Annotated in this window: 23 protein-coding genes; 8 read left to right on the top strand and 15 right to left on the bottom strand. The window is 72.1% G+C overall.

Features of this window, described 5'->3' with window-relative positions:
• Positions 1–97: 97 nt before the first annotated feature.
• The 5 genes from rplI to ABIB16_RS09480 all read right to left on the bottom strand — a co-directional run bounded on the left by rplI (position 98) and on the right by ABIB16_RS09480 (position 3,143).
• Positions 98–559 carry a 50S ribosomal protein L9 gene (rplI, locus tag ABIB16_RS09500; protein ID WP_020621886.1) on the bottom strand — a complete coding sequence of 154 codons (462 nt, stop codon included), beginning with the start codon at positions 557–559 and terminating at the stop codon, positions 98–100.
• A 28-nt stretch (positions 560–587) separates the two neighbouring features.
• On the bottom strand, positions 588–827 hold the full coding sequence (gene rpsR, locus ABIB16_RS09495; RefSeq protein WP_002857788.1) for a 30S ribosomal protein S18: 240 nt from the start codon (positions 825–827) through the stop codon (positions 588–590).
• 230 nt (positions 828–1,057) lie between these two features.
• On the bottom strand, positions 1,058–1,657 hold the full coding sequence (locus tag ABIB16_RS09490; protein WP_002857789.1) for a single-stranded DNA-binding protein: 600 nt from the start codon (positions 1,655–1,657) through the stop codon (positions 1,058–1,060).
• Positions 1,658–1,789: 132 nt separating this feature from the next.
• On the bottom strand, positions 1,790–2,095 hold the full coding sequence (rpsF, locus tag ABIB16_RS09485; protein ID WP_002857790.1) for a 30S ribosomal protein S6: 306 nt from the start codon (positions 2,093–2,095) through the stop codon (positions 1,790–1,792).
• A 153-nt stretch (positions 2,096–2,248) separates the two neighbouring features.
• Positions 2,249–3,143, bottom strand: a protein-coding gene (locus ABIB16_RS09480; RefSeq protein WP_354436231.1) for an IS5 family transposase whose coding sequence is annotated in 2 segments (ribosomal slippage) — positions 2,249–2,785 and positions 2,787–3,143 — 894 coding nt in all. Because the reading frame shifts where the segments join, the coding sequence is not laid out codon by codon here.
• 237 nt (positions 3,144–3,380) lie between these two features.
• On the opposite strand from ABIB16_RS09480, the gene ABIB16_RS09475 reads away from it, so the two are divergent.
• The gene (locus ABIB16_RS09475; protein WP_141762438.1) at positions 3,381–3,947 is read left to right on the top strand and encodes a hypothetical protein; all 567 of its coding nucleotides are present in this window, start codon (positions 3,381–3,383) and stop codon (positions 3,945–3,947) included.
• Between the two features lie 69 nt (positions 3,948–4,016).
• Here ABIB16_RS09475 and ABIB16_RS09470 read toward each other — a convergent pair whose 3' ends face one another.
• Positions 4,017–5,504: a M18 family aminopeptidase gene (locus ABIB16_RS09470; RefSeq protein WP_060974264.1), complete on the bottom strand. Its 1,488-nt coding sequence runs from the start codon at positions 5,502–5,504 to the stop codon at positions 4,017–4,019.
• 108 nt (positions 5,505–5,612) lie between these two features.
• Between ABIB16_RS09470 and ABIB16_RS09465 the strand changes: the two genes are divergently transcribed.
• Positions 5,613–5,945 (top strand): hypothetical protein, encoded by a 333-nt coding sequence (locus ABIB16_RS09465; RefSeq protein WP_205810694.1) that lies wholly within the window; start codon positions 5,613–5,615, stop codon positions 5,943–5,945.
• Here the strand turns inward: ABIB16_RS09465 and ABIB16_RS09460 are convergent.
• A complete protein-coding gene (locus ABIB16_RS09460) occupies positions 5,936–7,468 on the bottom strand; it encodes a glycosyltransferase family 87 protein (RefSeq protein ID WP_148408412.1) in 1,533 nt (510 codons plus the stop codon). The genes ABIB16_RS09465 and ABIB16_RS09460 overlap by 10 nt on opposite strands.
• Positions 7,469–7,637: 169 nt before the next feature.
• On the opposite strand from ABIB16_RS09460, the gene ABIB16_RS09455 reads away from it, so the two are divergent.
• Positions 7,638–8,723 carry an inositol-3-phosphate synthase gene (locus tag ABIB16_RS09455; RefSeq protein ID WP_041102498.1) on the top strand — a complete coding sequence of 362 codons (1,086 nt, stop codon included), beginning with the start codon at positions 7,638–7,640 and terminating at the stop codon, positions 8,721–8,723.
• 106 nt (positions 8,724–8,829) lie between these two features.
• Here ABIB16_RS09455 and ABIB16_RS09450 read toward each other — a convergent pair whose 3' ends face one another.
• The 3 genes from ABIB16_RS09450 to ABIB16_RS09440 all read right to left on the bottom strand — a co-directional run bounded on the left by ABIB16_RS09450 (position 8,830) and on the right by ABIB16_RS09440 (position 12,918).
• Entirely contained in the window at positions 8,830–10,968 is a 2,139-nt protein-coding gene (locus ABIB16_RS09450; protein ID WP_205810692.1) for an acyltransferase family protein, read from the bottom strand.
• A gap of 146 nt (positions 10,969–11,114) precedes the next feature.
• On the bottom strand, positions 11,115–11,414 hold the full coding sequence (locus ABIB16_RS09445; protein WP_070708933.1) for a DUF7218 family protein: 300 nt from the start codon (positions 11,412–11,414) through the stop codon (positions 11,115–11,117).
• A 52-nt stretch (positions 11,415–11,466) separates the two neighbouring features.
• Positions 11,467–12,918, bottom strand: a complete 1,452-nt coding sequence (locus ABIB16_RS09440; RefSeq protein ID WP_101965677.1) for a CCA tRNA nucleotidyltransferase — start codon at positions 12,916–12,918, stop codon at positions 11,467–11,469.
• Positions 12,919–12,983: 65 nt separating this feature from the next.
• Here ABIB16_RS09440 and ABIB16_RS09435 point away from each other — a divergent pair, with 65 nt between their 5' ends.
• From ABIB16_RS09435 to trxA, 5 genes are all read left to right on the top strand, one after another.
• On the top strand, positions 12,984–13,595 hold the full coding sequence (locus ABIB16_RS09435; protein ID WP_041102508.1) for an NUDIX hydrolase: 612 nt from the start codon (positions 12,984–12,986) through the stop codon (positions 13,593–13,595).
• A gap of 46 nt (positions 13,596–13,641) precedes the next feature.
• Entirely contained in the window at positions 13,642–15,486 is a 1,845-nt protein-coding gene (gene murJ / locus ABIB16_RS09430) for a murein biosynthesis integral membrane protein MurJ (protein WP_036384459.1), read from the top strand.
• Between the two features lie 65 nt (positions 15,487–15,551).
• Complete coding sequence (locus ABIB16_RS09425; protein WP_354436230.1) at positions 15,552–17,669, top strand: hypothetical protein; 2,118 nt, start codon at positions 15,552–15,554, stop codon at positions 17,667–17,669.
• A gap of 148 nt (positions 17,670–17,817) precedes the next feature.
• Positions 17,818–18,819 (top strand): thioredoxin-disulfide reductase, encoded by a 1,002-nt coding sequence (trxB, locus tag ABIB16_RS09420; RefSeq protein WP_044659947.1) that lies wholly within the window; start codon positions 17,818–17,820, stop codon positions 18,817–18,819.
• Positions 18,820–18,850: 31 nt separating this feature from the next.
• Positions 18,851–19,240, top strand: a complete 390-nt coding sequence (trxA, locus tag ABIB16_RS09415) for a thioredoxin (RefSeq protein WP_002857810.1) — start codon at positions 18,851–18,853, stop codon at positions 19,238–19,240.
• 117 nt (positions 19,241–19,357) lie between these two features.
• Here trxA and ABIB16_RS09410 read toward each other — a convergent pair whose 3' ends face one another.
• The 5 genes from ABIB16_RS09410 to yidC form a co-directional block, all read right to left on the bottom strand.
• On the bottom strand, positions 19,358–20,731 hold the full coding sequence (locus tag ABIB16_RS09410; RefSeq protein ID WP_081097781.1) for a ParB/RepB/Spo0J family partition protein: 1,374 nt from the start codon (positions 20,729–20,731) through the stop codon (positions 19,358–19,360).
• 2,511 nt (positions 20,732–23,242) lie between these two features.
• Positions 23,243–24,187, bottom strand: a complete 945-nt coding sequence (locus ABIB16_RS09405; RefSeq protein ID WP_036384450.1) for a ParA family protein — start codon at positions 24,185–24,187, stop codon at positions 23,243–23,245.
• A gap of 74 nt (positions 24,188–24,261) precedes the next feature.
• Entirely contained in the window at positions 24,262–24,987 is a 726-nt protein-coding gene (gene rsmG / locus ABIB16_RS09400; protein WP_095353493.1) for a 16S rRNA (guanine(527)-N(7))-methyltransferase RsmG, read from the bottom strand.
• Positions 24,980–25,564: a Jag family protein gene (locus ABIB16_RS09395; RefSeq protein WP_049145024.1), complete on the bottom strand. Its 585-nt coding sequence runs from the start codon at positions 25,562–25,564 to the stop codon at positions 24,980–24,982. The genes rsmG and ABIB16_RS09395 overlap by 8 nt, the downstream gene beginning before the upstream one ends.
• A gap of 2 nt (positions 25,565–25,566) precedes the next feature.
• A complete protein-coding gene (gene yidC / locus ABIB16_RS09390; protein ID WP_010079777.1) occupies positions 25,567–26,565 on the bottom strand; it encodes a membrane protein insertase YidC in 999 nt (332 codons plus the stop codon).
• Positions 26,566–26,567 lie beyond the last annotated feature (2 nt).

The raw sequence follows: 26,567 nt of genomic DNA, 5'->3' as shown, positions 1-26,567 counted from the left end.
TCCATGTTCCCCCACGGCACGAGGCCCCGGCCCGCTCGTGAAGAGCAGACCGGGGCCTCGGGTGCGTCGCGTGCGCGACGGGCTCAGAAGCGGATGATCACTTCTTGGCCTTGGCGGCCACGACCACCAGCTGGACGGTCGCGATGACGTCCTCGTGCAGGCGGACCTGGGCCTCGTGGTTGCCCACGGACTTGATGTGCGCCGGCAGGGTGATCGAGCGCTTGTCCACGGAGCCGAGGCCGGCGGCCTCGATCGCCTCGGCGACGTCGGCGGTCTGGACGGCGCCGAACAGGCGGCCCTCCGCACCGGCGGTGCGCTCGAGCTTCACGGTGGCGGACTGGAGCTGCGCGGCCTGGGCCTGCGCGTCCTCCAGGTTCGCCACGGCGCGGGCCGCGCGGGCCTTCTGCAGGGACTCGACCTGCTTCTCCCCGCCCTTGGTCCACACGGTGGCGAAACCGCGCGGGAGCAGGTAGTTGCGGGCGTACCCGTTCTTGACCTCGACCACGTCACCGGAGGTGCCGAGACCGGCCACTTCCTGGGTCAGGATGAGCTTTGCCATCTGGGTGTTCCTTCCTTCGCTCGCTCGATCAGCCGCGGCCGGCGCCGGCGTAGGGCAGCAGGGCCACCTCGCGGGCGTTCTTGACGGCCTGGGCGATCTTGCGCTGCTCCTGGACGGTCACGCCGGTCACGCGACGGGCACGGATCTTCCCGCGGTCGGAGATGAACTTGCGCAGCAGGGCCACGTCCTTGTAGTCGATCTCGGTGATCTTGGCGGCCTTGAGCGGGTTGGACTTCGGTTTGGGCTTGCGGAGTTCAGCCTTCGCCATCGTGGTGCTCCTTCAGAGTTCTCTGGAGCCCGCAGAACGGTTCTGCGGGATGGGATCACGCGGCGTCCCGTGCGGGACACGGGGCCGTGTGCAGTGCGGCCCGGCGGTGCCGGGTCGCGGGTGGGATGGGCCGCCGGGGCGGCCCTCCGGGCGAGGTGCGCCCGGACGGAGAGGTCCGTGGTGTTCCGTGTCCGTCGCGGCCGTGGGGGCCGCGCCCGGTCAGCGCAGGATCAGAACGGGGGCTCGTTGGAGGACGGGGTGTCCCATCCGCCGCCACCGCCGCCGGACCAGGGGTCCTGCGGTGCGGCCTGGCCGCCGCCCTGCTGCTGGCCGCCCCAGCCGCCGCCCTGCTGGGCGCCGCCGAAGCCGCCGTCGTTGTTCCCCCCGAAGCCGCCGCCGGCCGGGGCGCCGCCGAAGCCGCCCCCCTGCTGGCCGCCGCCGAAGCCACCGCCGCCGCCACCGCCGCGCTGGGCGCGGGTGACCTTGGCCGTGGCGAACCGCAGCGCCGGGCCGACCTCGTCCACGTCCAGCTCCCAGCTGGTGCGACGGTTGCCGTCCCGGTCGTCGTAGGAGCGCGCCCTGAGGCGGCCCTGCACGATCACGCGCATGCCCTTGGTCAGCGACTCCGCCACGTTCTCCGCGGCCTCGCGCCAGACCGAGCAGCGCAGGAACAGCGCTTCGCCGTCCTTCCACTCGTTGGTCTGGCGGTCGAACGTGCGGGGCGTGGACGCGACGGTGAAGTTCGCGACGGCCGCGCCGTTCGGGGTGAAGCGCAGCTCCGGGTCGGCGGTGAGGTTGCCGACCACGGTGATGACGGTCTCGCCTGCCATGGTCACTCCTGTCTTCGGGGGTTCTGCCGGTCAGTGACCGGATCCGGGGATCCGGGACTGCTCAGCGGGGTTCCGGTGGGGGCGTCGGGGACTGATCCGATGCTCTCAGACCCTCCGGACACGGTACGAGGATCACTCAGCGGTGATCTTCTGCTCCTCCGGACGGATGATCTTGGTGCGCAGGATCGTCTCGTTGAGGTTCAGCAGACGGTCCAGCTCCTGGGTGGCGGCCGGCTCCGACTGGAAGTTGACGACCACGTAGATGGCCTCGGACTTCTTCTGGATCTCGTAGGCGGTCTTGCGGCGACCCCACACGTCGATGTTGTCGACGGTGCCGCCGGCGTTCGTGACGACCTCGAGGTACTTCTTCAGGGTCGGCTCCACGGTGCGCTCGTCGACCTCAGGGTCGATCAGCACCATCAGCTCATAAGCACGCATGCGAACCCACCTCCTCTGGGCTTGCGGCCGCGGTCTCTCCGCGGCAGGAGGTTCTGCGTTCTCCCCTTACGCATGCATCCGCACTCTTCGGCGGCACGCAGGGGATCCCGTCAAGAATACCAGCACTGCGCCTCCGCAGATGAGGTGCCACCCCTAGGGCATGTCTGACAATCGTTTTGACCATGCGAGCACAGCATTCAGGACCAGAGCGGCCCTGTAGATGATCGCGTACTTGTCATACCGGGTCGCCAGACCCCGCCACTGCTTCAGGTGCGCGTACTGACGCTCGATGACGTTGCGGCCCTTGTAGGCGTCCGCGTCGAGGCTGACGGGGCGCCCGCCGCGGGCACCGCGCCGTCTGCGGTGGCCCTGCTGGTCGGCCGGTTCGGGGATGACCGCTTTGATCCCACGGGCACGTAGGTGGGTGCGGATCGCCCGGGAGGAGTACGCCTTATCGCCCAGCACGGCCTCGGGGCGGGTCCGGGGCCGCCCTACTGGCCGGGTCACGCGCAGCTGCTCCAGAAGAGGAAGCAGCATCGGGGAGTCCCCTGCCTGGCCGGGGGTGATCAGGCTGACCAGCGGCAGCCCGGTCCCGTCGACGAGCTGATGGATCTTCGTGCTCAGCCCGCCACGGGAGCGCCCGATGCCGTGATCGGCCGGCTCCTCACGCGGATTCTTGTAGTTCGATCCATCCCCCTGTGTGGCGGGTGATGTTCGTCGCGTGCTGATGCGCGCGGGCGATCGTGGAGTCCACCGAGACCGACCAATCGATCAGGCCTTCGGCGTCAGCGGCGGCGGTCAGCGTGGCCAGCACCGTGTCCCATGTGCCTTCTTCGGCCAAGCGCCGATGCCAGGTCCACACGGTCTGCCAGGGCCCGTAGACCTCGGGCAGATCCCTCCAAGCGATTCCGCACCGGTACCGGTAGATGATCGCCTCCACCATGGTGCGGGCGTCGGCGAACGGCCTGCCGGCGCGGCCGGTCCGGGTCGGGAGCATCGGGGCGATCAACTCCCATTGGGTGTCAGAGAGCATCTGGAACCGGGACATGTCCCCAGGGTCTCAGCTGACTCGTGCATCTATTCTCAGACACGCCCTAGGGGGCCGTGGGGTGGCCGGGGCTTGCCCTCGGTCGACGACGACGTACCTTGGAAGGAGGACACACATCCTGTGTCACACCCCTCTCACGTTTCGGAGCATCCCATGTCAGAGTCCACGTCGGCAGCGCCCCAGCCGTCCCAGTCCGTCCCCTCCCGCCGCCGAGTCGCCAGCAGCCTCGCGTGGGCGGTGCCGACCGTCGTCGCCGCCGCCGCTGCCCCCGCCGAGGCGGCCAGCCCTCTCCCGCGGATCGACCGCGTGTTCAGTATCCGCCGCGCCACCACAGCAGCCGTACCCGGCGCGTCGGTGTCGGCCTGCGGCTCGGGTTCGACCCGCTTGAGCGTCACCACGGACAACGTCAATACCTACTACCGGATCACCAATGTGCAAGCCGGCTCCACGGTGACGAACGTGACCGCCTCCGTCCTGGTGCAGAAGGACATGGTGGATGCGATGGGGTCTCGGAACCCCCTCACCTGGACGAGCGCCACGACGGACTGGAGCACCCCCGTCCGTGAGGTCTCCGGGACCGGCAGTCCGGTCCTGTACACCAACAACGGCACCCAGTACTACCGCTACGTCAGCAAGCTCTCCACCCCGGTACCCGCCCCCGTCTCAGGCACCATCACCCTGCCGCGCATCGGGTGGTACAGCAACTGCAGCACGACCCTCGCCGGCGTGTCGGTCAGCGGCCGCGGCAGTGCCGTCGTGAACGGCATGACCTTGGACAATGTCGGCGACTTTCGGACGCTGTGACCCCGGGCCCCGCCGGCTGACGCAGCCCCGCGCACGCCGCACGTGGCAGCCGTCATCCCCCGCCGCGCCTCACACCCCGCGGAAGAACTCCCGCACGGCCGCCGTCAGGTGCTCCACGTCCCGCACGCCGCACATCTCGCGCGCCGAGTGCATGGACAGCAGGCCCAGGCCCACGTCCACGGTCCGGATGCCCAGGCGGGTCGCCGAGATCGGGCCGATGGTGGAGCCGCAGGGGACGTCGTTGTGGGAGACGAACTCCTGGAACGGCACCCCCGCCACGCCGCAGCAGCGGGCGAACGCGGCCTCTCCCCCCGCGTCGGTGGCGTAGCGCTGGTTGGCGTTGATCTTCAGCAGCGGGCCGTGGTTCACGCGCGGGTGGTTCACGGGGTCATGCCGCTCGGCGTAGTTCGGGTGCACCAGGTGGCCGGCGTCCGCGGAGAGCAGCCAGGACCCCGCGATCGCCCGCGCGCGGCCCTGCCCGGCCACGCCGAGCACCTCGAGCACGCGCCCCATGACCTCCTCGAGCAGCGGCCCGGCCGCCCCGGACCGCGACGCCGACCCCAGCTCCTCGTGGTCGAACGCGGCGAGCAGCGGGATCACCGGGGCGCCGGACGCCTCACCGGCCACCCCGCCCGCGACGGTCCCCTCGTACGCGATCGCCCCCTCGGCGCCGCCGTGCTCGCGTGCCAGCTCCTCGAGCGCCACGAGGCCCGCGTGCACCGAGCTCAGGTTGTCCAGCCGACCCGACGCGAAGAACTCGCCCGCCAGCCCGAAGAGTCCGGGCGCCTGGGCGTCGGCCACCACGACGTCGTGCCCGCGCACCGCGGCCGGGTCCACGCCGGCGGCGGCCGCGAGCGCGGTCAGCACGTCACCGGGCACGCGGGCGGCCAGACCGTCGGCCTCCGCCTCGTCGGCGCCCTCGCCGCGCGGGGCGAGCGCCCCCACGACGGGGTTCGTGTGCCGCTGCCGCTTCAGCGTCAGCCCCTCGTTGACCTCGCGGTCCAGGTGGATGGCCAGCTGCGGGATGCGCCCCACGGGCCCGGTCGCGGCGAGCACCTGCGTGCCGTCGTCGAGGGCGAGACGCCCGGCGAAGCGCAGCTCGCGGTCCAGCCACGAGTTCAGCAGCGGGCCGCCGTACACCTCGACGCCGGCCTGCACCCAGCCGTCGGCCGTCACGGTGGCCGGGTTCGGCTTGAGCTTGAACCCCGGCGAGTCCGTGTGTGCGCCGAGCACGCGGAACACCGGCACGACGGCGGCGCTCGGCCCCGCCTCGTCCGGCCCGGCCGCGCGCGCCTCAGCGCCCTCGTGGCGGCCCAGCGCGTCCACACCCGTCGGCACGATCCAGGCCACCGCCGCGCCGTCGCGCACCACGACGTAGCCGCCCGGGGCCGACGGGAAGTCGGCCGTCTCGTCCAGGCGGGTGAAGCCGACGGCCTCCAGGCGGCGTGCGACCTCCTCCGCGGCGTGGTAGCTGGAGGGCGAGGCGGTCACGAAGTCGGCCAGGTCCCGCAGGTGGGCGGGTATCTCGGCGACGGTGTCACGGGTCACGGGGGTCATGACCCGACCGTACCGCGCCCCACCACCCCGTCCGGCTACCCTGGCCCGAAAGCGGCCCCGGCCGCATCGCCCGCCCCGTCAGCGCAGGAGGAGCCCGCCGTGGACATCATGATCGCCGTCGCCGTGGGGGTCTTCCTCCTGGTGGCGTGGACCGTGGGCGGCTGGGCCATCGTGCGGATGGGCTTCACCCGGGACGGGGACGCGGCCCGCACCCCCGCCCATGACGACGGCGTCGCGCGTCCGGCGCACCCCGGCGCGGCCGCGGACCCGGCCACCGATCCCCACGTGATCTGGCGCGAGCAGATGAAGGCGGCCACGGCCGCCTCCGGGGCGCAGTGCGTCTGTCCGCCGCCACCCCGCGAGGACGGCGCCGCCGAGGCGGGCACGACCGCGCCGCCGTCGTCCCCGGACTGCCCGATCCACCGCTGGGACTACGCCTGAACCGCGGCCGGCCGGTCTGAGCGACCCCGGGCCGGGCCGGCGTCCGCGGCGTACGCGCCGGCGAGCGGGTCGGTGTCCGGGTGGCCGCCGTGGTCGCGCTTCACGAGGTCCTCCGCCGGGTGCAGCATCTCCCACACGACGCGCCCGCACAGCCACAGCACCGCGAGCATGTGCGCGAGGATCGCGGCCACGTAGACGGAGTCGTCCATGGAGTGCTGCGGCGGGGTCTCGGCCACCCCCTTGGCCAGGTACATCCACACGGCGAAGAAGTGCAGCGCCTCCACCGTCTGCCACACCCAGAAGTCCCGCCAGCGCGGCAGGGCGAGCGCCAGGAGCGGGATCAGCCAGACGACGAACTGCGGTGAGTACACCTTGTTGGTGAGCACGAACGCCGCCACCACCAGGAACGTCAGCTGGGCCAGCCGTGGGGTGTGCCGCACCCGCACGCCGAGCACGAAGATCCCGAGGCAGCACACCGCGAAGGTGCCGTAGGCCAGCAGGGTCAGGGAGTCCTCCGGCACGAACGCCCACCCGGCCTGCGCGGCGGTCACGTCCCATGCGTGCCACACGCTGGACAGGCCCGGCCCGCGCTCGCCGGAGAAGGTGAAGAACACGGACCACGCCTGGAAGTTCACGGCCATGAGCGGCACGTTGACCGCCGCCCACGCCGCCACCGTGCCCCCGGCCGCGAGCAGGAAGGGCCGCCACCGTCGCGAGCGCACCGCCAGGATCAGCAGCGGCCCCAGGATCAGCAGCGGATACAGCTTCATGGCCGCGCCGAGGCCGAACAGCATCCCCGCCGTCAGGGACCGGCCGCGCGACCAGGCGTACATGCCGCACGCCAGCAGGGCCACGGCCCACAGGTCCCAGTTGATGGTGCCGGCCAGCACGATCCCCGGGGCCACGGCCACCATGAGCCCGTCCGTCCACCGGCGCCCCGCCATCCGGACGGTCAGCACCGCGACAACGGCCCACAGCACCACCACGAATCCGAGGTTCACGAGCCAGAACACCACCGTGCCCTGCTCCGGCGAGAACGGCAGCGCCTGCGTGATCCAGGCCGCCACCGAGCCCACGACGGACATCAGCACGGGGTACTCGAACGTGGAGCCCGCCCGGAACGGCGCCCAGGGGTCCGCCGCGAACCCGCGCCCGCCGTAGAGCGCGGCCCAGTCCGAGTAGCAGCCCGCGTAGTAGACGTCCGGGGCGCCCCAGCCGTGCAGCAGGCACGGCGACTTCTGCAGCACGGTCACGACGGCGGCCAGAGCCACCAGCAGCCCCGTCAGCGCCACGGGCCCGGCCCAGGAGCCGGTCCCCCGTCCGGGGCCGTTCGCCGCGAGGCCGCCGGCGAGCTGGAAGCGGCCGCCGCGCTCACCGGGGGCGGGCAGGGCACCGGACGGTGCGCTGTCAGCGGAACGCCCGGCGGGGGCGCCCGGGGTGGTCACGGCGTCGCTCGGGGCGCCGTCCGCGGCGTGAGTGGGCGGCTCGCTGGGGGTCGCGGCGTGCGCGGGGGCCGTTCTCATGCCCCCATCCTAGGAAGCCGCCCGGACACCGGACGGGCGGGGCCGCCGTCGTCGGTCGTAGACTGGCAGGGTTGATCCCCGGGTGAGCGCTCCGCCGAACGGCGTGGGCCACCTGTGCGTGCCCCGCGCGCCTGCACCCGTTCCGGACAGTCGAGGAGAGAACCAGACCGTGGCCACCAACCCCATCCGCGTCGCCATCGCCGGCGTGGGCAACTGCGCAACATCCCTCATCCAGGGCGTGGAGTACTACCGCGAGGCGAAGGCCACGGACACGGTCCCGGGCCTGATGCACGTGCAGTTCGGCGACTACCACGTGTCCGACCTCGAGTTCGTGGCCGCGTTCGACGTGGACGCGAAGAAGGTCGGCCTGGACCTGTCCGAGGCCATCACCGCCTCCGAGAACAACACCATCAAGATCGCGGACGTGCCCCACGCGGACGTCACCGTCCAGCGCGGCCCCACCCTGGACGGCCTCGGCAAGTACTACGCCGAGACCATCGAGGAGTCGGACGTCGAGCCCGTGGACGTGGCCCAGGCCCTCCGCGACGCGAAGGTGGACGTGCTGGTCTGCTACCTGCCCGTCGGCTCGCAGCGGGCCACCGAGCACTACGCCCAGGCCGCGATCGACGCCGGCGTCGCGTTCGTGAACGCCCTGCCCGTGTTCATCGCCGGCACCCCGGAGTGGGCCGAGAAGTTCACCGCCGCGGGCGTGCCGATCGTGGGCGACGACATCAAGTCCCAGATCGGCGCCACCATCACCCACCGCGTGATGGCCAAGCTGTTCCAGGACCGCGGCGTCACCCTGGACCGCACCTACCAGCTCAACGTGGGCGGCAACATGGACTTCAAGAACATGCTCGAGCGCGAGCGCCTGGAGTCCAAGAAGATCTCCAAGACGCAGGCCGTCACCTCCAACACCTCCGCGCAGCTGGGCGAGAAGGACGTGCACATCGGCCCGTCCGACTACGTGGCCTGGCTCGACGACCGCAAGTGGGCGTTCGTGCGCCTCGAGGGCCGCAACTTCGGCGACGCCCCCGTCTCGCTCGAGTACAAGCTCGAGGTGTGGGACTCCCCCAACTCGGCCGGCGTGATCATCGACGCCGTGCGCGCCGCGAAGATCGCCCTGGACCGCGGCATCGGCGGGCCGATCCTCTCGGCCTCGTCCTACTTCATGAAGTCCCCGCCCGTGCAGCACAACGACGACGCGGCGCACGAGCTCGTGGAGGCCTTCATCCGCGGCGACATCGAGCGCTGACGAGCCCGGTCCCCGCGGACCGCGCACGACGCCGGCCCGTCACCTTCCCCGTGGAGGTGACGGGCCGGCGTCGTCGTGGGGGCGCGTGCCGCCCCGGCCACCGCGCTCAGCGCCGCGTGCCGAGCCGGTCCTCGATGGTGAGCCGGACGAGCTGGGCGTATATGGCCTGGCCGTCGGCGCGGGGGTGCACGCCGTCGGCGGAGAAGTCCGTGACGTGCTGCTTCGCCGCGGCGTCCCAGTCCGCCAGGACGATCCGGTCCGGGTGGGCCTTGGCCTGCGCCTCCATCTGCACCTGCACGTCCGCGATCCAGTCCATCGGGCCGTGCGGCACCACGAGCACGAGCAGCCGGTCCTCGCCGACGGCCGCCAGGATCTTCTCCCAGTCGCCCCGGTGGGTGGTGCCGTTGGCGCCCAGGGCCACCACGACGACGTCGCTCAGCTGGCCGTCCGCCTTGAGCTTCTCGATCTCGTCCGCGGCGTCCCAGATCTGGTAGCCCACCTCCGCCTCGAGCAGCATCCCCGGCAGCTGCTCCAGGAGCGTGGGCGCGGCCGAGAGCGAGACGGAGTCGCCGATCAGGGTGACGTCCGGGCCGAGCTCGGACGGCGGCAGGGCCGCGGTGAGCTGCTCCTTGGAGTACGTGGGGCGCGCGACAGCCGGGTCGCCGAGCCCGAGCCCGGACGGCTCGGCGGACGACCCGGGCGAGGACGTCGCACCGGCGGAGCCCTCCGCGTCCCCGGGGGCGGCCGAGCCGGGCGAGGCCGAGGCCGATGCCTCGGCCCGCTTCGACTGCTCCGCCGCCCGGGACTCGCGGGCCGCCTGCTGGGCCGCCTGGGCGGCCTTGAGGGACTCCTCCGCCTGGGCGATGTCCTGCTCGAGCTGGGTCTGCGCGGGCGAGTGCACCACGGCGGCCACGGCCGCCGCGGGGACGGCCACGAGCCCCAGCGCCGTGGCGGCGGCCGCGAGCCGGCCGATCGGCCCGGCCCCGCCCGTGAACGCCCGCCGAGCGGCTGCGCCCCAGCGACCGAAGGCACCCCTGAACCCCTCGTGGAGGATGGGCTCCTCGATCAGCCGGGTGCTCAGGTCGGCGATCAGGGCGGTCAGCAGCAGGATCGCGCCGGCGGCCACGGGCTCGACCCACCCGGGGGCGTCCACGGGCACCATCACGCGCATGATCACGAGCAGCGGCCAGTGCCACAGGTACGCGGCGTAGGAGCGGCGCCCCCACCAGCGCAGGAACCTGTTGCCCAGCACGCGCGAGAGCGAGTCGCGCCGGTCGCCCTGCACGACGTGCCAGACGATGAACGCGACGACGGCGGACAGGCCCGCCAGCACCCCGCGGTACGTGCTCGCGTGGCCGCCGTCGACCAGGGCGAAGCCCGCCGCGAGCACCGCGACGGCGCCCCACGCGACGGCCACCCGCGTGGCCGAGGTCCGCGGCTCGGGGCCGCCGTGCTCGGGCCGGGGCACGTGGGCCAGACCGATCGCCACGCACGCGCCGAACAGCAGGCCGAAGGCGTGGGTGTCCGTGCCGAAGTAGAGGCGGGCCTGCTCGAACCCGTGCCACGAGCCCCAGGCCATCCACGCCGCGGAGGCCACGGCCGCGACCGCGACCGCGAGGATGCGGCGTCGGTCCGCCACCCGCCCCGAGTTCACCGTGCTGCGCGGCGGCCAGGTGAGCAGGAGCAGCCCCCAGAGGAGCAGGGGCCAGAGGATGTAGAACTGCTCCTCGATCGCCAGGGACCACAGGTGCTCGAACAGTGGCGGCGAGGCGCGGTTGAAGTAGTCCCCGCCCTCGAGGATCATCACCCAGTTGCTGGTGTAGGTCAGGGCGCCGAACCATTGGCGGCCCAGGCCCGCGGGGAACTCGTCCACCGCCAGCCACGCGAGCGCGGTGGTGCCCACGAGCGCCATCAGCATGGCCGGGATGAGGCGTCGGACGCGCTTCATCCAGAAGGTGCCCAGCGCCACGCCCCGGCCCGCGTCCACACCACGGACCAGGCCGGTGGTGATGAGGAAGCCGGAGAGCACGAAGAACATGTCCACGCCCACGAACCCGCCGCGCAGGAAGGTGGGCCAGGCGTGGAAGACGAGCACGGCGAGCACCGCGATCCCCCGCAGCCCGTCGAGGGCGGTGACCCGTCCGGGGCCGCGACTGACCCGCGTGCCGACCTTGACGGCGGGCACGCCGTCCTGGGGCGACAGGGCATGGCGGGGCACGGGCGCGGTGCGCTGGTCGGAACTCACAGCGGTCGATCATTCCATCCCGACCTGGATGGGCCAAAGCCTCCGGCTATCCCCCACCCGCCCCACCGCGTTGGGGGCGGTTTCCGGTGGTATTCCACTCCCAAAGCACCGATTTCCGCCCCCGGAAGCGGGGGTGCGGGCGCCGGTCAGTGGTCGCGCAGCGCCTCGATGAGCTCGTCCTTGGTCATGGTGGAGCGGCCCTCGATGTCGAGTTCGCGGGCCCGCTTCGCGAGCTCGTCCTTGGTCCAGTCCTCGTAGGAGCCGGCCTCGCCGCCGCGCTCGGCGACCTCGTCCCGGCCGTCTCGGGCGGACGCGTTGGCGATCCGCGCGGCCTTCTCCTCGCTCGCGCCCTCGCGGCGCAGCGCCTCGTAGACCTCGGGGTCCTTGATGCTGGAGGTGCCGGGGCCCATGGGGGCGCCGTTCTTCTCGGTCTTCTTCTCAGCCATGCGGCCAGTGTGGTCCCGGCCCGACGACGGGTGGAAGATCCGCCGCGCCGCCTCAGTCCTGCTGGGCCTCCGGCTGCTCGGCCCACCAGCGCCGCAGCTCCGCCTCGGCCTCGGCCGGCTCATGCGGCCCCTCGTCCAGGCGCCACTCGAGCAGGTGGGTGTACGCCCGGCCCACCACCGGGCCCGGGCGGATCCCCAGCAGCGCCATGATCTGCTGCCCGTCCAGGTCCGGCCGCACAGCCGCGAGCTCCTCGGCCTCGGCGATCTCGGCGATGCGCCGCTCGAGGTCGTCGTACGCGTGGGCCAGCCGCTCGGCCTTGCGCCGGTTGCGGGTGGTCACGTCCGAGCGGGTCAGCGCGTGCAGGCGGGGCAGCAGGTCGCCGGCGTCGTGGGCGTACCGGCGGACGGCGGAGTCGGTCCAGCCGGCGTCGCCGTAGCCGTAGAACCGCATGTGCAGCTCCACCAGACGGGCCACCGCCTTGATCGTGTCGTTGTCGAACTTCAGGGCGCGCAGCCGCTTGCGGACGAGCTTGGCGCCCACGGTCTCGTGGTGCCGGAAGGTGACGGCCCCGCCCTTCTCGAAGCGACGCGTGGCCGGCTTGCCGACGTCGTGCAGCAGCGCCGCCAGGCGCAGCACGGGGTCGGGGGTCGACGGCGCGTACTCGCCCTCCAGCTCCATGGCCTGCTCCAGCACGGTCAGGGAGTGGGCGTAGACGTCCTTGTGGCGGTGGTGCTCGTCCGACTCGAGCTGCAGGGCGGGCAGCTCGGGCAGGACGTGGTCGGCCAGGCCGGTGCGCACGAGCAGGTCGAGGCCGGCGCGCGGGTGCGCACCGCACACGAGCTTGACGAGCTCCTCGCGGACGCGTTCGGCGGAGATGATCGTGATCCGCTCGGCCATCGCGGTCATGGCCTGCTCCACCTCGGGGGCCACGGCGAAGCCGAGCTGGGAGGCGAACCGGGCGGCGCGCATCATGCGCAGCGGATCGTCGGAGAAGGAGTCCTCGGGGGTGCCGGGGGTGCGCAGCACGCCGGCGTGCAGGTCCTGCATGCCGCCGAAGGGGTCCACGAGCTCGAGGGCGGGCAGGCGCAGGGCCATGGCGTTGACGGTGAAGTCGCGGCGCAGCAGGTCGTCCTCGAGGCTGTCGCCGAAGGCCACCTGCGGCTTGCGGCTGGCCGGGTCGTACTGCTCGGCCCGATAGGTGGTGACCTCGAGCTGCCAGCCGGCCTTGCGGAAGCCGATGGTCCCGAACCGCCGCCCCACGTCCCACGTGGCGTCCGCCCAGCCGGCGCCGACGGCCTCGGACGCGTCCGGGTCGGCGTCCGTGGTGAAGTCCAGGTCCAGCGACGGCCGCCCCAGGAAGAGGTCGCGGACCGGGCCGCCCACCAGGGAGAGCTCGTGGCCGGCGGCCTCGAACCTCCGCCCCAGCTCCACGACGACGGCGGGCAGGGTGGCGTCCGCGGGGAAGCCGGGGGGCAGCGCGTGGGTGGCGGTGGTCAGATCCATGATGCCTACAAGGGTGCCAGACGGTCCCGGCACGGGCCCGCGCGGGCCGGGCTAGAGTTGACGGCATGACCCGCCCCGATCCCTCCGCGCACCGGGGCGCCCCCCTGCCCTCCGCGCTGGGGGCGTGGCGTCGCCGGCCGCAGCCGCCTCTGCGCCCCGTCACCCCGGCCCCCGCGGGACCCCGTTCCGCCGCTGCCGCCTCCCTGCCCACGGTGGAGGAGGTCTCCGCCGGCGGCGTCATCGTCCGCGAGCACGACGGCGGCCTCGAGGTGGCCGTGATCGCCCGCTACAACCGCGGTGGCCGGCTCGAGTGGTGCCTGCCCAAGGGCCATCCCGAGGGCGAGGAGGACCACCGGCAGGCGGCCGTGCGCGAGGTGGAGGAGGAGACCGGGATCGCCGGCCACATCCTCGAGCCGCTCGGCGCGATCGACTACTGGTTCACGGTCGCCCGGCACCGCGTCCACAAGACCGTGCACCACTTCCTGCTGCGCGCCACGGGCGGCGAGCTGACCACGGAGAACGACCCGGACCACGAGGCCGTGGACGTCGCGTGGGTGCGCCTTGAGGACGTCGCGCGCCGCCTCTCCTTCGCCAACGAGCGCCGGATCGTCGACCTGGCCCGCCAGGTGGTCGACCAGCACTTCCCCCCGGGCGGTGCCCGGGGCCCCCGCCCCTGATCCACCGCCCCCGGCACGGGGCCTTCCGACCACGATTGGGTGACCCTTGAGCAGCAGACCCGCCCCGCGCCGAGCGCAGGACCCCGCCCACGCCGGCGTCGCCGACGAGGAGCCGACGACGACGGACCCCGCCCCCGCCACGGATCCGGCCGCCGTGGACCCCGCGGACGAGACCCCCGAGGGCGAGCGCCGCGCCGGCCGGTCCACCGCGATCATGGCCTCCGGCACGCTCCTCTCCCGCGTGCTGGGCCTCGTCCGTGCGACGCTGGTGACGGTGGCGATCGGCCTGTCCGCGGACATGGCCGACATCTTCGAGATCGCCAACTCCCTGCCGAACGTGATCTACCTGCTCCTGGTGGGCGGCGTGTTCAACGTCGTGCTCGTGCCGCAGCTGATCAAGCACGCCCGCGACGCCGACCGGGGCGCGGACTACACCTCCCGCCTGATGACGCTCGGCACGCTCGTGATGCTCGCCGGCACGGTGGTGGTCATGCTGGCGGCGGCCCCGCTCATGACGGCCCTGACCCGCGGCTGGTCGCCGGAGAAGCTCGAGATGGCCACCGTGTTCGCCCTGTGGTGTCTGCCCCAGGTGTTCTTCTACGGCATGTACGCGTTGGTGGGGCAGGTGCTCAACGCCAACGGGCGCTTCGGCGCCTACATGTGGGCGCCGGTGCTGAACAACGTCGTCGCGATCGGCGCGATCGTGCTGTACCTGGGCATGTTCGGGGCGTACCGGGCCGGGGACGACCTCGCCGGGTGGACGAGCGCACAGACGGTCGTGCTGGCCGGCGGCCACACCCTGGGCGTCGTGCTGCAGGCCGTGATCCTCTTCCTGCCGCTGCGCGGGCTCGGCCTGGGTCTGCGCCCGCGGTTCGGCTGGAAGGGCATCGGCCTGCGGGACACCGGCCGGATCGCCGGGTACACCCTGATCACGATGGTCGCCACGAACGTGGTGCTCCTGCTGTGCCAGCGGTACGTCACCTCCGCCACGGAGGCCCGCGACCGCGGCGAGCTGCGCATCCCCGGCACGGAGACCTGGAGCGCCGAGATGGCGCAGGCGGCCATCCCCGGTGTGGCCGCGTACAACATGGCGATGCTGATGGCCGTGCTGCCCCATTCGGTGTTCGTGCTCTCCCTGGCCACCGTGCTCTTCAACCGGTTGGCCCGCGCCATGGGCCGCCAGGACATGTCCGCGGTGCGGCGCACGACGGCGCAGGGTCTGCGCGCGTTCACCGTGCCGCTGATGTTCTGCCTCGCCGGCGTGGTGGTCCTGGCGGGCCCCCTGGGCCGCGTCTTCGGCTCGACGGCCGAGACGGCGATGGTGGCCGGCATCGCGGTGGGCTCGGTCCTGCTCGCGCTGGCGCTGTCCATCCCGTTCCGCTCGGGCTCCTTCTACCTGCTGCGCGTGTTCTACGCCGCCGAGGACGCCAAGGTGCCGATGGTGGTCCAGGTCAGCGGCTCGCTCCTGATGCTGCTGCTCTCGTGGGCGGGCGCGATGCTGCTGCCGCTGTGGTCCATGGCCCTGTGGGTCGCGGTCGCCTCGTCCGTCTCGTACGTGTACCAGTTCGTCCTGACCCATGTGCTCACCGTGCGCCGGTTCGGGGACTACGGCCTCGCATCCGTGCTGCGTGCCCACGTCCAGACCGGCCTGGCCGCGCTGGCCGCGGCGGCCGCGGGCGTCGTCGTCGTGTGGCTGCTGGGCGGGTACACCGGCGGGTTCGCGTGGAACTCCATCGGGACGGCGCTGCTCACGTGCGCGGTGGCGGCCGTGGCGATGGGTCCGGTGTACCTGATGGTGCTGCGGGCCATGCGGTTCCCCGAGCTGGACGACGCCCTCCGGCCGCTCGTCGCCCGCGTGCCGGCGCTGGGTCGTCTGCTGCGCGTCGGCTGATCTCTGGCCGCGACGGCCACGCCACGTATCATCGGATTCCGACCCCGTCGTCAGGAGAAGAGCCCGTGCCCCAGCCCATCGCCGTCGGCGCCGTCCTGGGCGGCCGCTATCGCATCACCCAGCACGTGGTGACGTCCGCGGACCAGGACATGGTGTTCCTGGGCACGGACCAGGTGCTCAACCGCCGCGTCACCGTGCTCGTGGCCTCCCGTGAGAACGCCACACAGGTGGCCTCGTCCGCGCGGGAGCTGGCCACGGGCGAGCGCACCGACGACGTGCAGGTGCTCGACCTGGGCCTGTCCGAGGGCCGCACGTACCTGATCGCCGGCGGGGACCCCGACCCGGACGTCCTGCTGGGTCTGGCGTACCCGCAGGAGCTGCACGTGGAGCCGTTCCAGACGGACAGCCTCGGCTCCGAGCTGTTCGGCGAGTCGCGGACCCAGGACCCCCACGCCTACGACGACGACGCGTCGTACTACACCGACCTCGACCGCCGGCTCCGCGCGGACGAGGACGAGGCCCAGCGTCGTCCCGGGTTCCTGAACCGCCTCTCCGAGCGCCTCGCCGAGCGGGTCCGTCCCTCCGACGGCACCGCGGCGAAGGCGGCCGCCGGGGCGTCGGCCCTGGCCGCGGCGGACGCCGCCACCCGGAAGCAGCAGGAGGAGCGCGAGCGGGCGGAGCGGGAGGCCGCCGAGCGGGCCGAGCGGGAGCGCAAGGAGGCTGAGGAGAGGGCCCGCGCCGAACGGGAGGCCGCGGAGCGGGCCGAGCGGGAGCGCAAGGAGGCCGCCGAGCGCGCAGAACGCGAACGTCGGGAGGCTGAGGAGCGTGCCGAGGAGGAGCGCCGCGCCGAGGCCGAGCGCGCCCGTCGCCAGGCGGAGCAGGAGGCTGAGGAGCGGGCCGCGCGCGAGCGGGAGGCCGAGCAGGCCCGGCTGGCCGCGGAGCGGGAGGAGGCCGAGCGCCGCGAGCTCGAGCGCCGGGCCGAGGCCCGCCGTCGTGCCGAGGAGGAGCGGGCCCGGGAGGCCGAGCGGCGCGAGGCTGAGAAGCGCGCGGCCCAGGAACGCGAGGCCGCGGAGCGCGAAGCTGAGAAGCGCGAGGCCCAGGCGGGCACCGCCGCACTCCCGGCTGTCGCGGCGGGGGCCGCCGCCGCGCAGACCACCGACGCCGATGCCGACGGGGCTACGCCGCCCGTCGAGCCCGTCGAGCCCGTGGCGGCCGAGAAGACCGACGCGCCGGAGCCGGTCGCCCCGGACACCGAGGCGATCCCCGTGCGGCGCCAGCGCCCCGTCCCCCGCCGAGCGATCGTGGCCGAGTCCGCGCCGCCCGTCCACGAGGAGTCCCGCGGCACGGCCGCGCCGGTGGCTGCCGGGGCCGCAACGGGGGCCACCGCGGCGGCTGCCGGTTCGACGTCCGCCGCCGCGGCTCCGGATGCCCAGGCCGCCCCGGCCACCACCGGGGGCGACGACGGCGCCACGGTGGCCGACCCGGGCGACGGCAACGGCCGCACGCGCGGCGGCGGTCCGCTGGCCCTGCTCCTCGTGGTCGGCCTGCTCGCCGCACTCGTCGTGGGCGGGGTGCTGCTGGCCCAGAACCTGCGCGGCGGGCCGGCCCCGCAGGCCGCGTCGTCCGAGTCTGAGTCTGCGTCGTCCGAGTCCGCATCGGACACCCCGTCGCCGTCGCAGAGCACCAGCCCCTCCCCCACCCCGTCCAGCGAGAGCGCCGCGGCCGCCCCGCAGCCCGTCCAGGCCCTGCGCTCGGTGCCGGACCTGCCGGAGCACGAGGCCGAGCACGACGCGGACCTGAGCAACCTCATCGACGGCGACCCCACCACCGTGTGGCGCACCTTCGCCTACGCACGGCCGAACTTCGGCGGCTATGTGGAGAGCATGAACCTCGTGGTCCAGCTCGAGGAGCGCACCGAGGTGAACGAGGTGACCCTGCAGAGCACGGGGGCCACCGGTGGCGCCTGGTTCGCCTACATCGCCGACTCCCCCGAGGGCGCGAACGCCAAGGAGATCGGCAACGGCACCTTCGACCAGGACACCGTCTCCATCCCCGTGCCCTTCGAGGGCACCGAGGCCGAGGCCGAGTACGTGATCGTCAGCCTCACCTCGCTGCCCCAGCTGGAGGGCACGACGTCGGACCTCCCGTTCGGCCTGCGCCTCGGCGAGATCGCCGTCCGCTGACCCCGCGCCCGGGCGACGGCGCGCCGGACCTTCCGGCCGCCGTCGCCGGACGTCGTCGCACCGCGGCCCCGGCACCGCGGAATACCCGCCCGTGGCTCCGCCGTTGTCCTGGAGGAGCGTCCACCACCCCGATCCACTGGAGGAACCCGTGGCCCCCACCGCCCAGGACCAGAGCGTCCACAACGTCGTGATCGTCGGATCCGGCCCCGCCGGATACACCGCGGCGATCTACACCGCCCGCGCCGAGCTCTCCCCGGTCCTGGTGGCCGGGGCGGTGACCGCGGGCGGCGAGCTGATGAACACCACCGAGGTGGAGAACTTCCCGGGCTTCCCGGAGGGTGTGCAGGGGCCCGAGCTGATGGCGAACCTCGAGGCCCAGGCCCGCCGGTTCAACACGGAGGTGGTCTACGACGACGTCGTGCAGGCCGACCTGACGTCGAACCCCAAGGTGCTCACACTCGGCGACGGCACCCAGCTGCGCACCCACGCGGTCATCCTCACGACCGGCTCCGCCTACCGGAAGCTCGGCGTTCCCGGCGAGGAGCGCCTCTCCGGCCACGGCGTCAGCTGGTGCGCCACGTGCGACGGCTTCTTCTTCCGCGAGCAGGAGATCGCGGTCGTGGGCGGCGGCGACTCCGCCATGGAGGAGGCCCTGTTCCTCACGAAGTTCGCGTCCAAGGTGACCGTGCTGGTCCGCAAGGACGAGCTGCGCGCCTCCAAGGTGATGGCCCACCGTGCCATGGAGAACGAGAAGATCGAGTTCCGCTGGAACACCGAGGTCACGGAGGTGACGGGTGACGACAAGGTCAACACCCTCCGCCTGCGGGACACCCGCACCGGCGAGGCGTCCACGCTGGACGTGACCGGCCTGTTCGTGGCCATCGGCCAGGACCCGCGCACGGACCTGGTGCAGGGCCAGGTGGAGCTCACGGAGCACGGCACCATCCGCATCGACCATCCGTCCTCGCGGACCTCCCAGCCGGGCGTCTTCGCCGCCGGCGACGTCACGGACCACACCTACCGCCAGGCCATCACCGCCGCCGGCTCGGGCTGCGTGGCCGCCCAGGACGTGGAGCACTACCTCGCGACCGTGGCCGACGTGGAGGAGGCCGCGCCGGCCGGCCCGGAGTCGGACGCGGTTCCGGCATGAGCCACTGACTCATCACCCCTGACCGAGCGTCATGAGTCATGTCGATAACACCCCTGTCCACCCCCGTCAGACACAGAACAACCCCCAGGAGGCTGCCATGAGCACCATCACCGTCACCGACGCCGACTTCGACCAGAAGGTCCTCCAGTCCGAGCTGCCCGTCCTCGTGGACTTCTGGGCCGAGTGGTGCGGCCCGTGCCGCATGCTCGGGCCCGTCCTGGAGGACATGGCCGTGGAGCACGAGGGCAAGGCCGTGATCGCCAAGCTCAACGTGGACGAGAACCCGGCCATCGCCGCGCGCTACGGCGTCACCTCCATCCCGCTCGTCGTGGGCTTCCAGAACGGCGAGAAGGTCGTCGAGTCCGTGGGCGCCAAGCCCAAGGCCGCGCTGGAGAAGGAGTTCTCGGCCCTGCTCGGCTGAGCCCCTCCCCCACTCACCACGACGGCCCCGCCACCCGAGAGGGTGGCGGGGCCGTCGCGCGTCGATCTTCAGGACCAGCGGCGGGTGCCCGTGGACGCCGTCCGCGGGAGGTCCGGATCAGGACTTCTTGCCCTTCCCCTTGCCGTCCTCGCCGTCCTGAATGAGGTCCATGATGCGGTTCAGGTCCTCCACGGTGGTGAAGTCGATGGCGATGCGGCCCTTGCGCGCGCCGAGGGTGATCTTCACGGCGGTGTCCAGGCGGCTGGTGAGCGCGGTGGCGTAGTGGTCCAGGCGCTCGTGGCGGGCGTCGTCCGTGCTGCGCCGCGGCGTGCGGCCCGGCCGGAGGCCGCCCTGCAACTGTGCGACAGCCTCCTCGGTGGCCCGGACGGACAAGCCCTCCGACTGGATCCGCTGCGCCAGACGCTCCATGTCCGACGGGTCCGTGAGACCGAGCAGCGCGCGAGCATGACCGGCCGAGAGCGTGCCGGCGGCGACGCGGCGCTGCACGAGGGGCGGCAGCTTGAGCAGGCGCAGCGTGTTGGAGATCTGCGGACGGGAACGGCCGATGCGCTGGGAGAGCTCTTCCTGCGTGCAGGCGAAGTCCTCCATGAGCTGCTGGTAGGCGGCGGCCTCTTCGAGCGGGTTCAGCTGGGAGCGGTGCAGGTTCTCCAGCAGGGCGTCCCGCAGGAGGTCCTGGTCCGGAGTCTGGCGGACGATCGCCGGGATGGTGTCCAGGCCGGCCTTCTGGGTGGCGCGCCACCGGCGCTCGCCCATGATCAGCTCATAGGGGGTGGGGCCGTCCACCTCGCGCACGACGATCGGCTGCAGGATGCCGACCTCGCGGATCGAGGTGACCAGTTCCGCCATGTGGTCCTCGTCGAACACCTCACGCGGCTGCCGCGGGTTGGGGTGGATGTCCCCCACCGGGATCTCCCGCAGGACCGCGATGTCCGCGGACACGGTCCCCTCGGTCGCGACGGGGTCCGCGGTCGAGTCCGCCGGTTCCTTCCTCGACGACGTCGCGGAGGTGGCACGCTTGCTGGGCGCCTTCACCGTCGGCATGGCCGGACGCCCCTTGGTCGGCCGCGCCGCGGGTGCATCCTCGGAGTCTGCGGAGAAGAACACGTCGACGGGACGCTGCGCGGGTCGCGAGGCACGCTTCGACGAGGTGGGCCCTGCCTTCGTGGCGGACGTGGCGTTCCGGCCAGTCGCAGCCGTTGATTTCCCGGCCTGTGTCGTTCGGCCCGCGGTCTTTCGCTGCGAGGCCGACGGGGCGGGCTCGTTGGACTCCCCTGGCGTCTCGGTCGTCGCGGTGCTCCGCGTCGATGTCGTGGTGGCCTCCGCTGCCGCGGCAGCCTTCGGGCCGCTCTTCACCGGCACCGCAGAGTCCCTCGGGGAGGAGGCCTCGGCGTTCTCTTCCGGGGCTTCTACAGTGCTCTGGATCAGGGCGCCGAGGCCTCGCCCCAGGCCTCCTCGACGGCTCGTCTTCAACGGGTCCTCCTGCAGTGAGTGGGTCTGCGATCAGTGTAGGTGAGCGGCCTGGTCTCGATGGTCCCGGGCGGCGGGAAGACACTTCTCAAGGTGCTCTGGCCCTGACCGCCGGGGGGCGCGCGAGGGCCTGACACGTGCAAGGGGCGCGGCGAGGTTCGGGCCTCGGTTCTGGGGTGAGACGTCCGCATTGGGCTCGGATGGCAGGATGCGGGCGCGCGGACAGCACCTGCCGCGAGCGTGAGTGTTTCACGTGGAACACTCCGAGTGGGGGCGCTTCGGAAGGGTGCCGCTGCAATCCTCAAGACCTCCTCATGTTCCCTCTCGAGGTTCACTCGTTTCACATGAAACGCGAGCCCGCGACGACGAGCGGGCGGTATCAGAATCACGGTTGTTCAGTTTGTTTTTCATGTATTCCCGGGCCGATCAGCCCTCCGTGCGGACGGTACTCAGATCGCTGGCTACCCGCATGATGATGTGCTTCATCGGACGCGCAATGGCGGACCAGCAGCGAAGCACTCGTCCGACTTCCCCTCGGTGTGATGTGAACACTCGAATCGCCGAACGGATGAGCTCGGCCTGCTCGTCGCTTCGCCGTCAGTGCTTCCTCACACCCGCGCAGCTCACGAATTGAACGCTGCTTCACCATCCGCGTTTCACGTGAAACACGGACGAGTCTGTCATCCAAGTACGACATGAGTTCGGGTGGGCCACGTGCTCGCTCACCCGCAAGTCAGTGCCACATTCCTGCGCCATTCTCAGTCAGCTCGCTCCCGGCACGGATCGTGTGCTCCCTGGATCGCCTGGGATTGTGACCTCGCGGCACGGCGCTTTCACCCGAAGCTCGTTTCACGTGAAACGTATCGTTCGAAGAATCGACCGTGCGCTCATCCATGGAAGCTCGCCCACCAGCGGGTCGCACCCCGAGGCCGGCGTGCGCAGGGTCCTCTATATCTTGAGAGGTTCAGACTTGCCGCGTCGCTGATGGTACTGGCTCGATCTAGTGAGCCCCGATCACCGGTCGTTCAGTTTCACGTGAAACGGCTGGGAGGGAACGCCGGGTCGCGGGTCGCATGTCGGGGCAGCGAGCATCCACTTCCGCCGTTGACAGTACTCCTCGATGTGGTCGCCGATGTCACGGGCGGCAGTACAGTGACGCGGCCGGCGCTCCACCCCACCCACTGACTCCATCCGTCCTGTCAGCTGAGGCCGCCCATCAAAGTTTCAGGACCGCCTCGTGGGGAAACTGGGTCTTCAATGCCTCCATCCGCGTACAGCTGCGGTCAGGGATCGACGCTAGGTGAGCGCGGAACCACCGTGTTTCACGTGAAACCCCCGGCGACCGGCCGATTACTCGACGCCCTGGTTCCCACGTCGCTGCAAGACAGAACCACACGGCCCGCCCCATCCCGCACGGAGCCGCCGCGGGCTTCCCGGGGGGCCTCCACCGCAGTCACCATTCACACGCCGTCCCCGTGCCCAGTCGTCAGACGCGACAGGAGACTGAGCAGGGCTCATCAGCACCGCAGAGGCATCTACGGCCGCACACCCTAGACGTACACTGTCCACAGATGTTGTCCACATATCAACATCGACGTTCGCTGGTGACCACGTCAAGACGCTTGTTGGCCAGCTCAACCACTTGTCTCTGTATACACTGGGGGCACACGACCGCGCTTCCTCACTGGAGGCTCTCTTTCTCCGCACACAGGAATGCACAGCCGAACTGAGCTTCAGGCGCCCCCAATCGGCCCCTCCAACTCAGACGAATCACAGGAGACCACCTCGCCGCTCACGTGCCCTCTCGGACACGCTGACTGACAGACCGGCCGCGCACCCCCGCGACGCCACTCTGACTCGAGCTCCGCTCTGGCCCCCGATTCCCTGCACGTCACCGACGGCGAGGAGGTCTGACGTGGGGGGAGGGGGCACCCAGCCACGGCACCCGGCCTGCTCGACGGCTGCATTCTCGGGGCTGCCACGAGCCCGCCTGAGGGGCAGGGACGGGCCATGCCCTGCACGTCCGCACCAGCCGGCCAGGACGTTCCCTACGAACCGCGCAGCTCCCGAGGCGCACCTCAACGCACGGTGCACCGCCGGCCGGCCATCACAGCCGCGGTCCCGCTCCAGGGCAAAACCGTCCTCCCCGTGACTTCGTGCGTCGCCGCCCCTGCTACCCCCACGCCCGGCGACAGATGCGCCCCGCCCACGACGGAGCGGCAGAGGGCTCGGCCCAGGGGAGGAGAGGGCGGCATGTCTGTCGGAAGCGGTCGACCACGGGCACCCCTCCCCATCGTCCCGCCGCGGCGGCACCACGCGCGCACCCTCAGAGAGGGCCGTTTCACGTGAAACACGGCCGTCCGCCATGCCCAGCGATTCCGCTTGTCTTTTCACCCCTCATCCCCCGGGCCGCACTCACTCACGACGAAGCCCGCCGGGGGATCGCTCCCTCCGGCGGGCTCCGTCGTCGTCGGCAGCGCCATCCGGCGACCGCAGCAGCGGGTCGCCTGCGCGTCAGCCCTTCACGGCCGGGGCACCGCGGCTGGCGATCTCTGCAGCCGCCTCCCGGTACGCCACGGCGCCGGCCGAGGCCGGGTCGTAGGTCAGCACCGTCTGCTGATAGCTGGGGGCCTCGGAGATGCGGACGTTGCGGGGGATCGCGGTGTTCAGCAGCTGCTCCGGGAAGTGCGTCCGGACCTCCTCCGCCACCTGCACGGCGAGGTTGGTCCGCGCGTCGAACATCGTCAGCAGGATGGTGCTCACCTGGAGGCGCGGATTCAGGTGCTTCTGGATCATCTGCACGTTCTTGAGCAGCTGGGAGAGGCCCTCGAGGGCGTAGTACTCGGCCTGGATCGGGATGAGCACCTCCTCGGCCGCCACGAACGCGTTGACCGTCAGCAGGCCCAGGGACGGCGGGCAGTCGATGAACACGTAGTCCAGCCGCTCCTGGCCGTCCTCCTCGCGCCAGGCGGTGTACGCCTCGAGCGCTCGAGACAGTCGCTGTTCGCGGGCCACCAGCGAGACCAGCTCGATCTCGGCACCGGCCAGGTCGATCGTCGCGGGCACCACCTGCAGGCCGTCCACGTCCGGGGCGTCCTGCACGACGTCCTGGATCTCCATCTCGCCCAGGAGCACGTCGTACACGGAGGCCACGTCTCCGGTGTGGGGGATGTTCAGCGCGGTGGACGCATTGCCCTGCGGGTCGATGTCGACCACCATCACCCGCATGCCCGCGCGGGCGAGGGCCGCGGCGAGGTTGACCGTCGTCGTCGTCTTGCCGACGCCGCCCTTCTGGTTGGACGTCGTGAACACGCGGGTGCGGTCGGGGCGCGTCAGACGGCGCCGCTGGAGCCGCGCGGGCTCCTCGGCGTCGGCGCCGCCCTTCTCGGCGGTCCGGCCGGTCCACTTCTGGCGCAGGGCCCTCCAGGCCCCACCCCGGCTCTCCTGCTCCTGCGCCATGCGGCTCTACCTCCTGGGTCGCGGGTGTGCGGATCTGCTGCCGCCCGGCCCGTCCCGTCCCGGTGGGGGAGGGGTCAGCGGGGACGCGCGCTGACGCGCACGACGGTGGTGGTCTCGGGCAGCAGGCCCTCGCCCACCGTGAGGATCTCGGGCTCGGCACCACCATACTTGCGCAGGACCTTGCGGGCGGCGGCGATCTCGTCGGCCGCGGAGCGGCCCTTGATGGCCAGCAGCTCCCCGGCGCCCTGCAGCATCGGCATGGTCAGCGGCACGAGGGTCTTCAGCGCGGACACGGCGCGGGCGGTCACGACGTCGACGTCGAGGTTCCCGGAGACCTGCTCGGCGCGGCCGCGGATCACGTCCACGTTCTCCAGGCCGAGGTCGGCGACCACCATGTCCAGCCACTCCACGCGCCGCTCGAGCGGCTCGATGAGCAGGAACTGGCAGTCGGGGCGCGCGAGCGCGAGGCACAGGCCGGGCAGGCCCGCACCGGAGCCGACGTCGGCCACGAGCGCACCCTGCGGGAGGAGCTCCTCGACCACGGCGCAGTTCAGGACGTGGCGCTCCCAGAGACGGGGCGCCTCGCGCGGACCGATCAGGCCCCACTCGATGCCGGTGTCCGCCAGGTGGGCCACGTACGCCTCGGCCCGGGGGAGGGCCTCGCCGAACAGCTCGACGGCGGCCGGCCGCAGCGCATCGGTCAGCGGCGGTGCCGGCTGTCCCACGGGTGCGGGACGGTCGCCCCGGTCCCGCGGATCCAGCCCGGGGCGCCGCTCGTAGGCCGAGCCCCGCTCAGTCATCGGCGGAGATGACCACGTGCCGGCGGGCGCCCTCGCCCTCCGACTCGGAGGTCAGGCCGGCGTCCGCGACGACGTCGTGGACGATCTTGCGCTCGTACGCGCCCATGGGCTCGAGGTGCACGGGACCCTCGCCGGCGCGGACGCGCTCGACGGCCGCCTGGGCGGCGGTGCGCAGGGCGACGTTGCGGCGCTCCCGGTGCCCGCAGACGTCCAGGATCAGCCGGGAGCGGTGCCCCGTGGCGGCGAGCACGGCCAGCCGGACGAGCTCCTGCAGGGCCTCCAGGGTGCGGCCGTCGGGACCGACGAGGCCGTCCAGGCGCTCGTCGTGGTCCTCGGAGACGACGGACACGTACGTGCGCCCGTCGCGGACCTCGATGTCGATGTCCCCGTCCAGGTCCGCGATGTCGAGCAGCTCCTCGACGTAGTCCGCGGCGACGTCGCCCTCCTCCTCGAGGCGGCGCACCGCCTCCGAGACGGCGGCATCGTCCTGCTCCGCGACGCGGGAGCCCTGGCCCGCGGGGGTCTCGACGACGGCGTCCTCGGCCTCGGGGGCCGGGGTCACGTTCTCGGCGGACATGCTCACTTCCTCCTGCGGTTCTTGCGCTGGGGCTGGACGCGCTGACCCGACTGGCGGACGACCTCACCGTTCAGCACGGCACCGCCGCGGCCCGCCTGGGTGTGCGCGGACGAGGGCGTGGCCTCGGCGTTCGACACCTTCTGGCCCACGGGGGGCAGGCCCTTGGCGGCGCGGCGCTCGTTGAGCTCCTTCTCGGCGAGGGAGCCCGGGGTCGGGTTGTTGCGGATGATCCACCACTGCTGGCCGACGGCCCAGAAGTTGGAGTAGGTCCAGTACAGGAGCACGCCGATGGGGAAGTTGATGCCGCCGATGCCGAAGATCAGGGGCATGGCGTAGAGCATGATCTGCTGCGTCTGCATCATCGGGCCGGAGAGGGCCTGCTGCGTCATGTTCTTCGTCATGAGCATCTTCTGCATGAAGAACATCGAGCCCGACATGAGCAGGATCAGCACGATCGCCGTGACGATCACGGGCCCGCTGCCCGGCGCGCCGAGCGAGTTCATGAAGGTGTCCGACATGCGGGCGCCGAAGATCGTGGAGCCCTCGAAGGAGCGGATCTGGTCCGCGGACAGGGCGTCCATGGCCTCGCCGCGCTCGGCCGCGCCGCGGGCGCCGATCAGCACCTGGTACAGCGCGAAGAAGAACGGCATCTGGATCAGCAGCGGCAGGCAGGCGGCGAACGGGTTCGCCTTGTGCTCCTTCATGAGCGCCTGCTGCTCCATGGCCATGGCCTGGCGGGAGAGCTGGTCCTTCTTGCCCTTGTACTTGGCCTGCAGCTTCTGCAGCTCGGGCTGGATGGCCTGCATGGCGCGCTGCGCCTTGATCTGCTTGACGAACAGCGGGATCAGCAGGGTGCGGATGAGCACCACCAGCAGGAGGATGGACAGGGCCCACGTCCAGCCGGAGTCCGCGGGCAGGCCCGCGAACTCCAGGATGCTGTGGAACGCCCCGAGCAGCCAGGACATCAGCCAGCGGAACGGGGAGAGGATGGCTTCGAACATGG

Origin of the sequence: Micrococcus sp. UYEF5 (assembly GCF_040546065.1) — a bacterium.
GTDB classification, from domain to species: Bacteria; Actinomycetota; Actinomycetes; order Actinomycetales; family Micrococcaceae; genus Micrococcus; species Micrococcus luteus.
The sequence above is the reverse complement of the archived record's forward strand: the minus strand, read 5'-3'. Positions and strand labels throughout refer to the sequence as shown.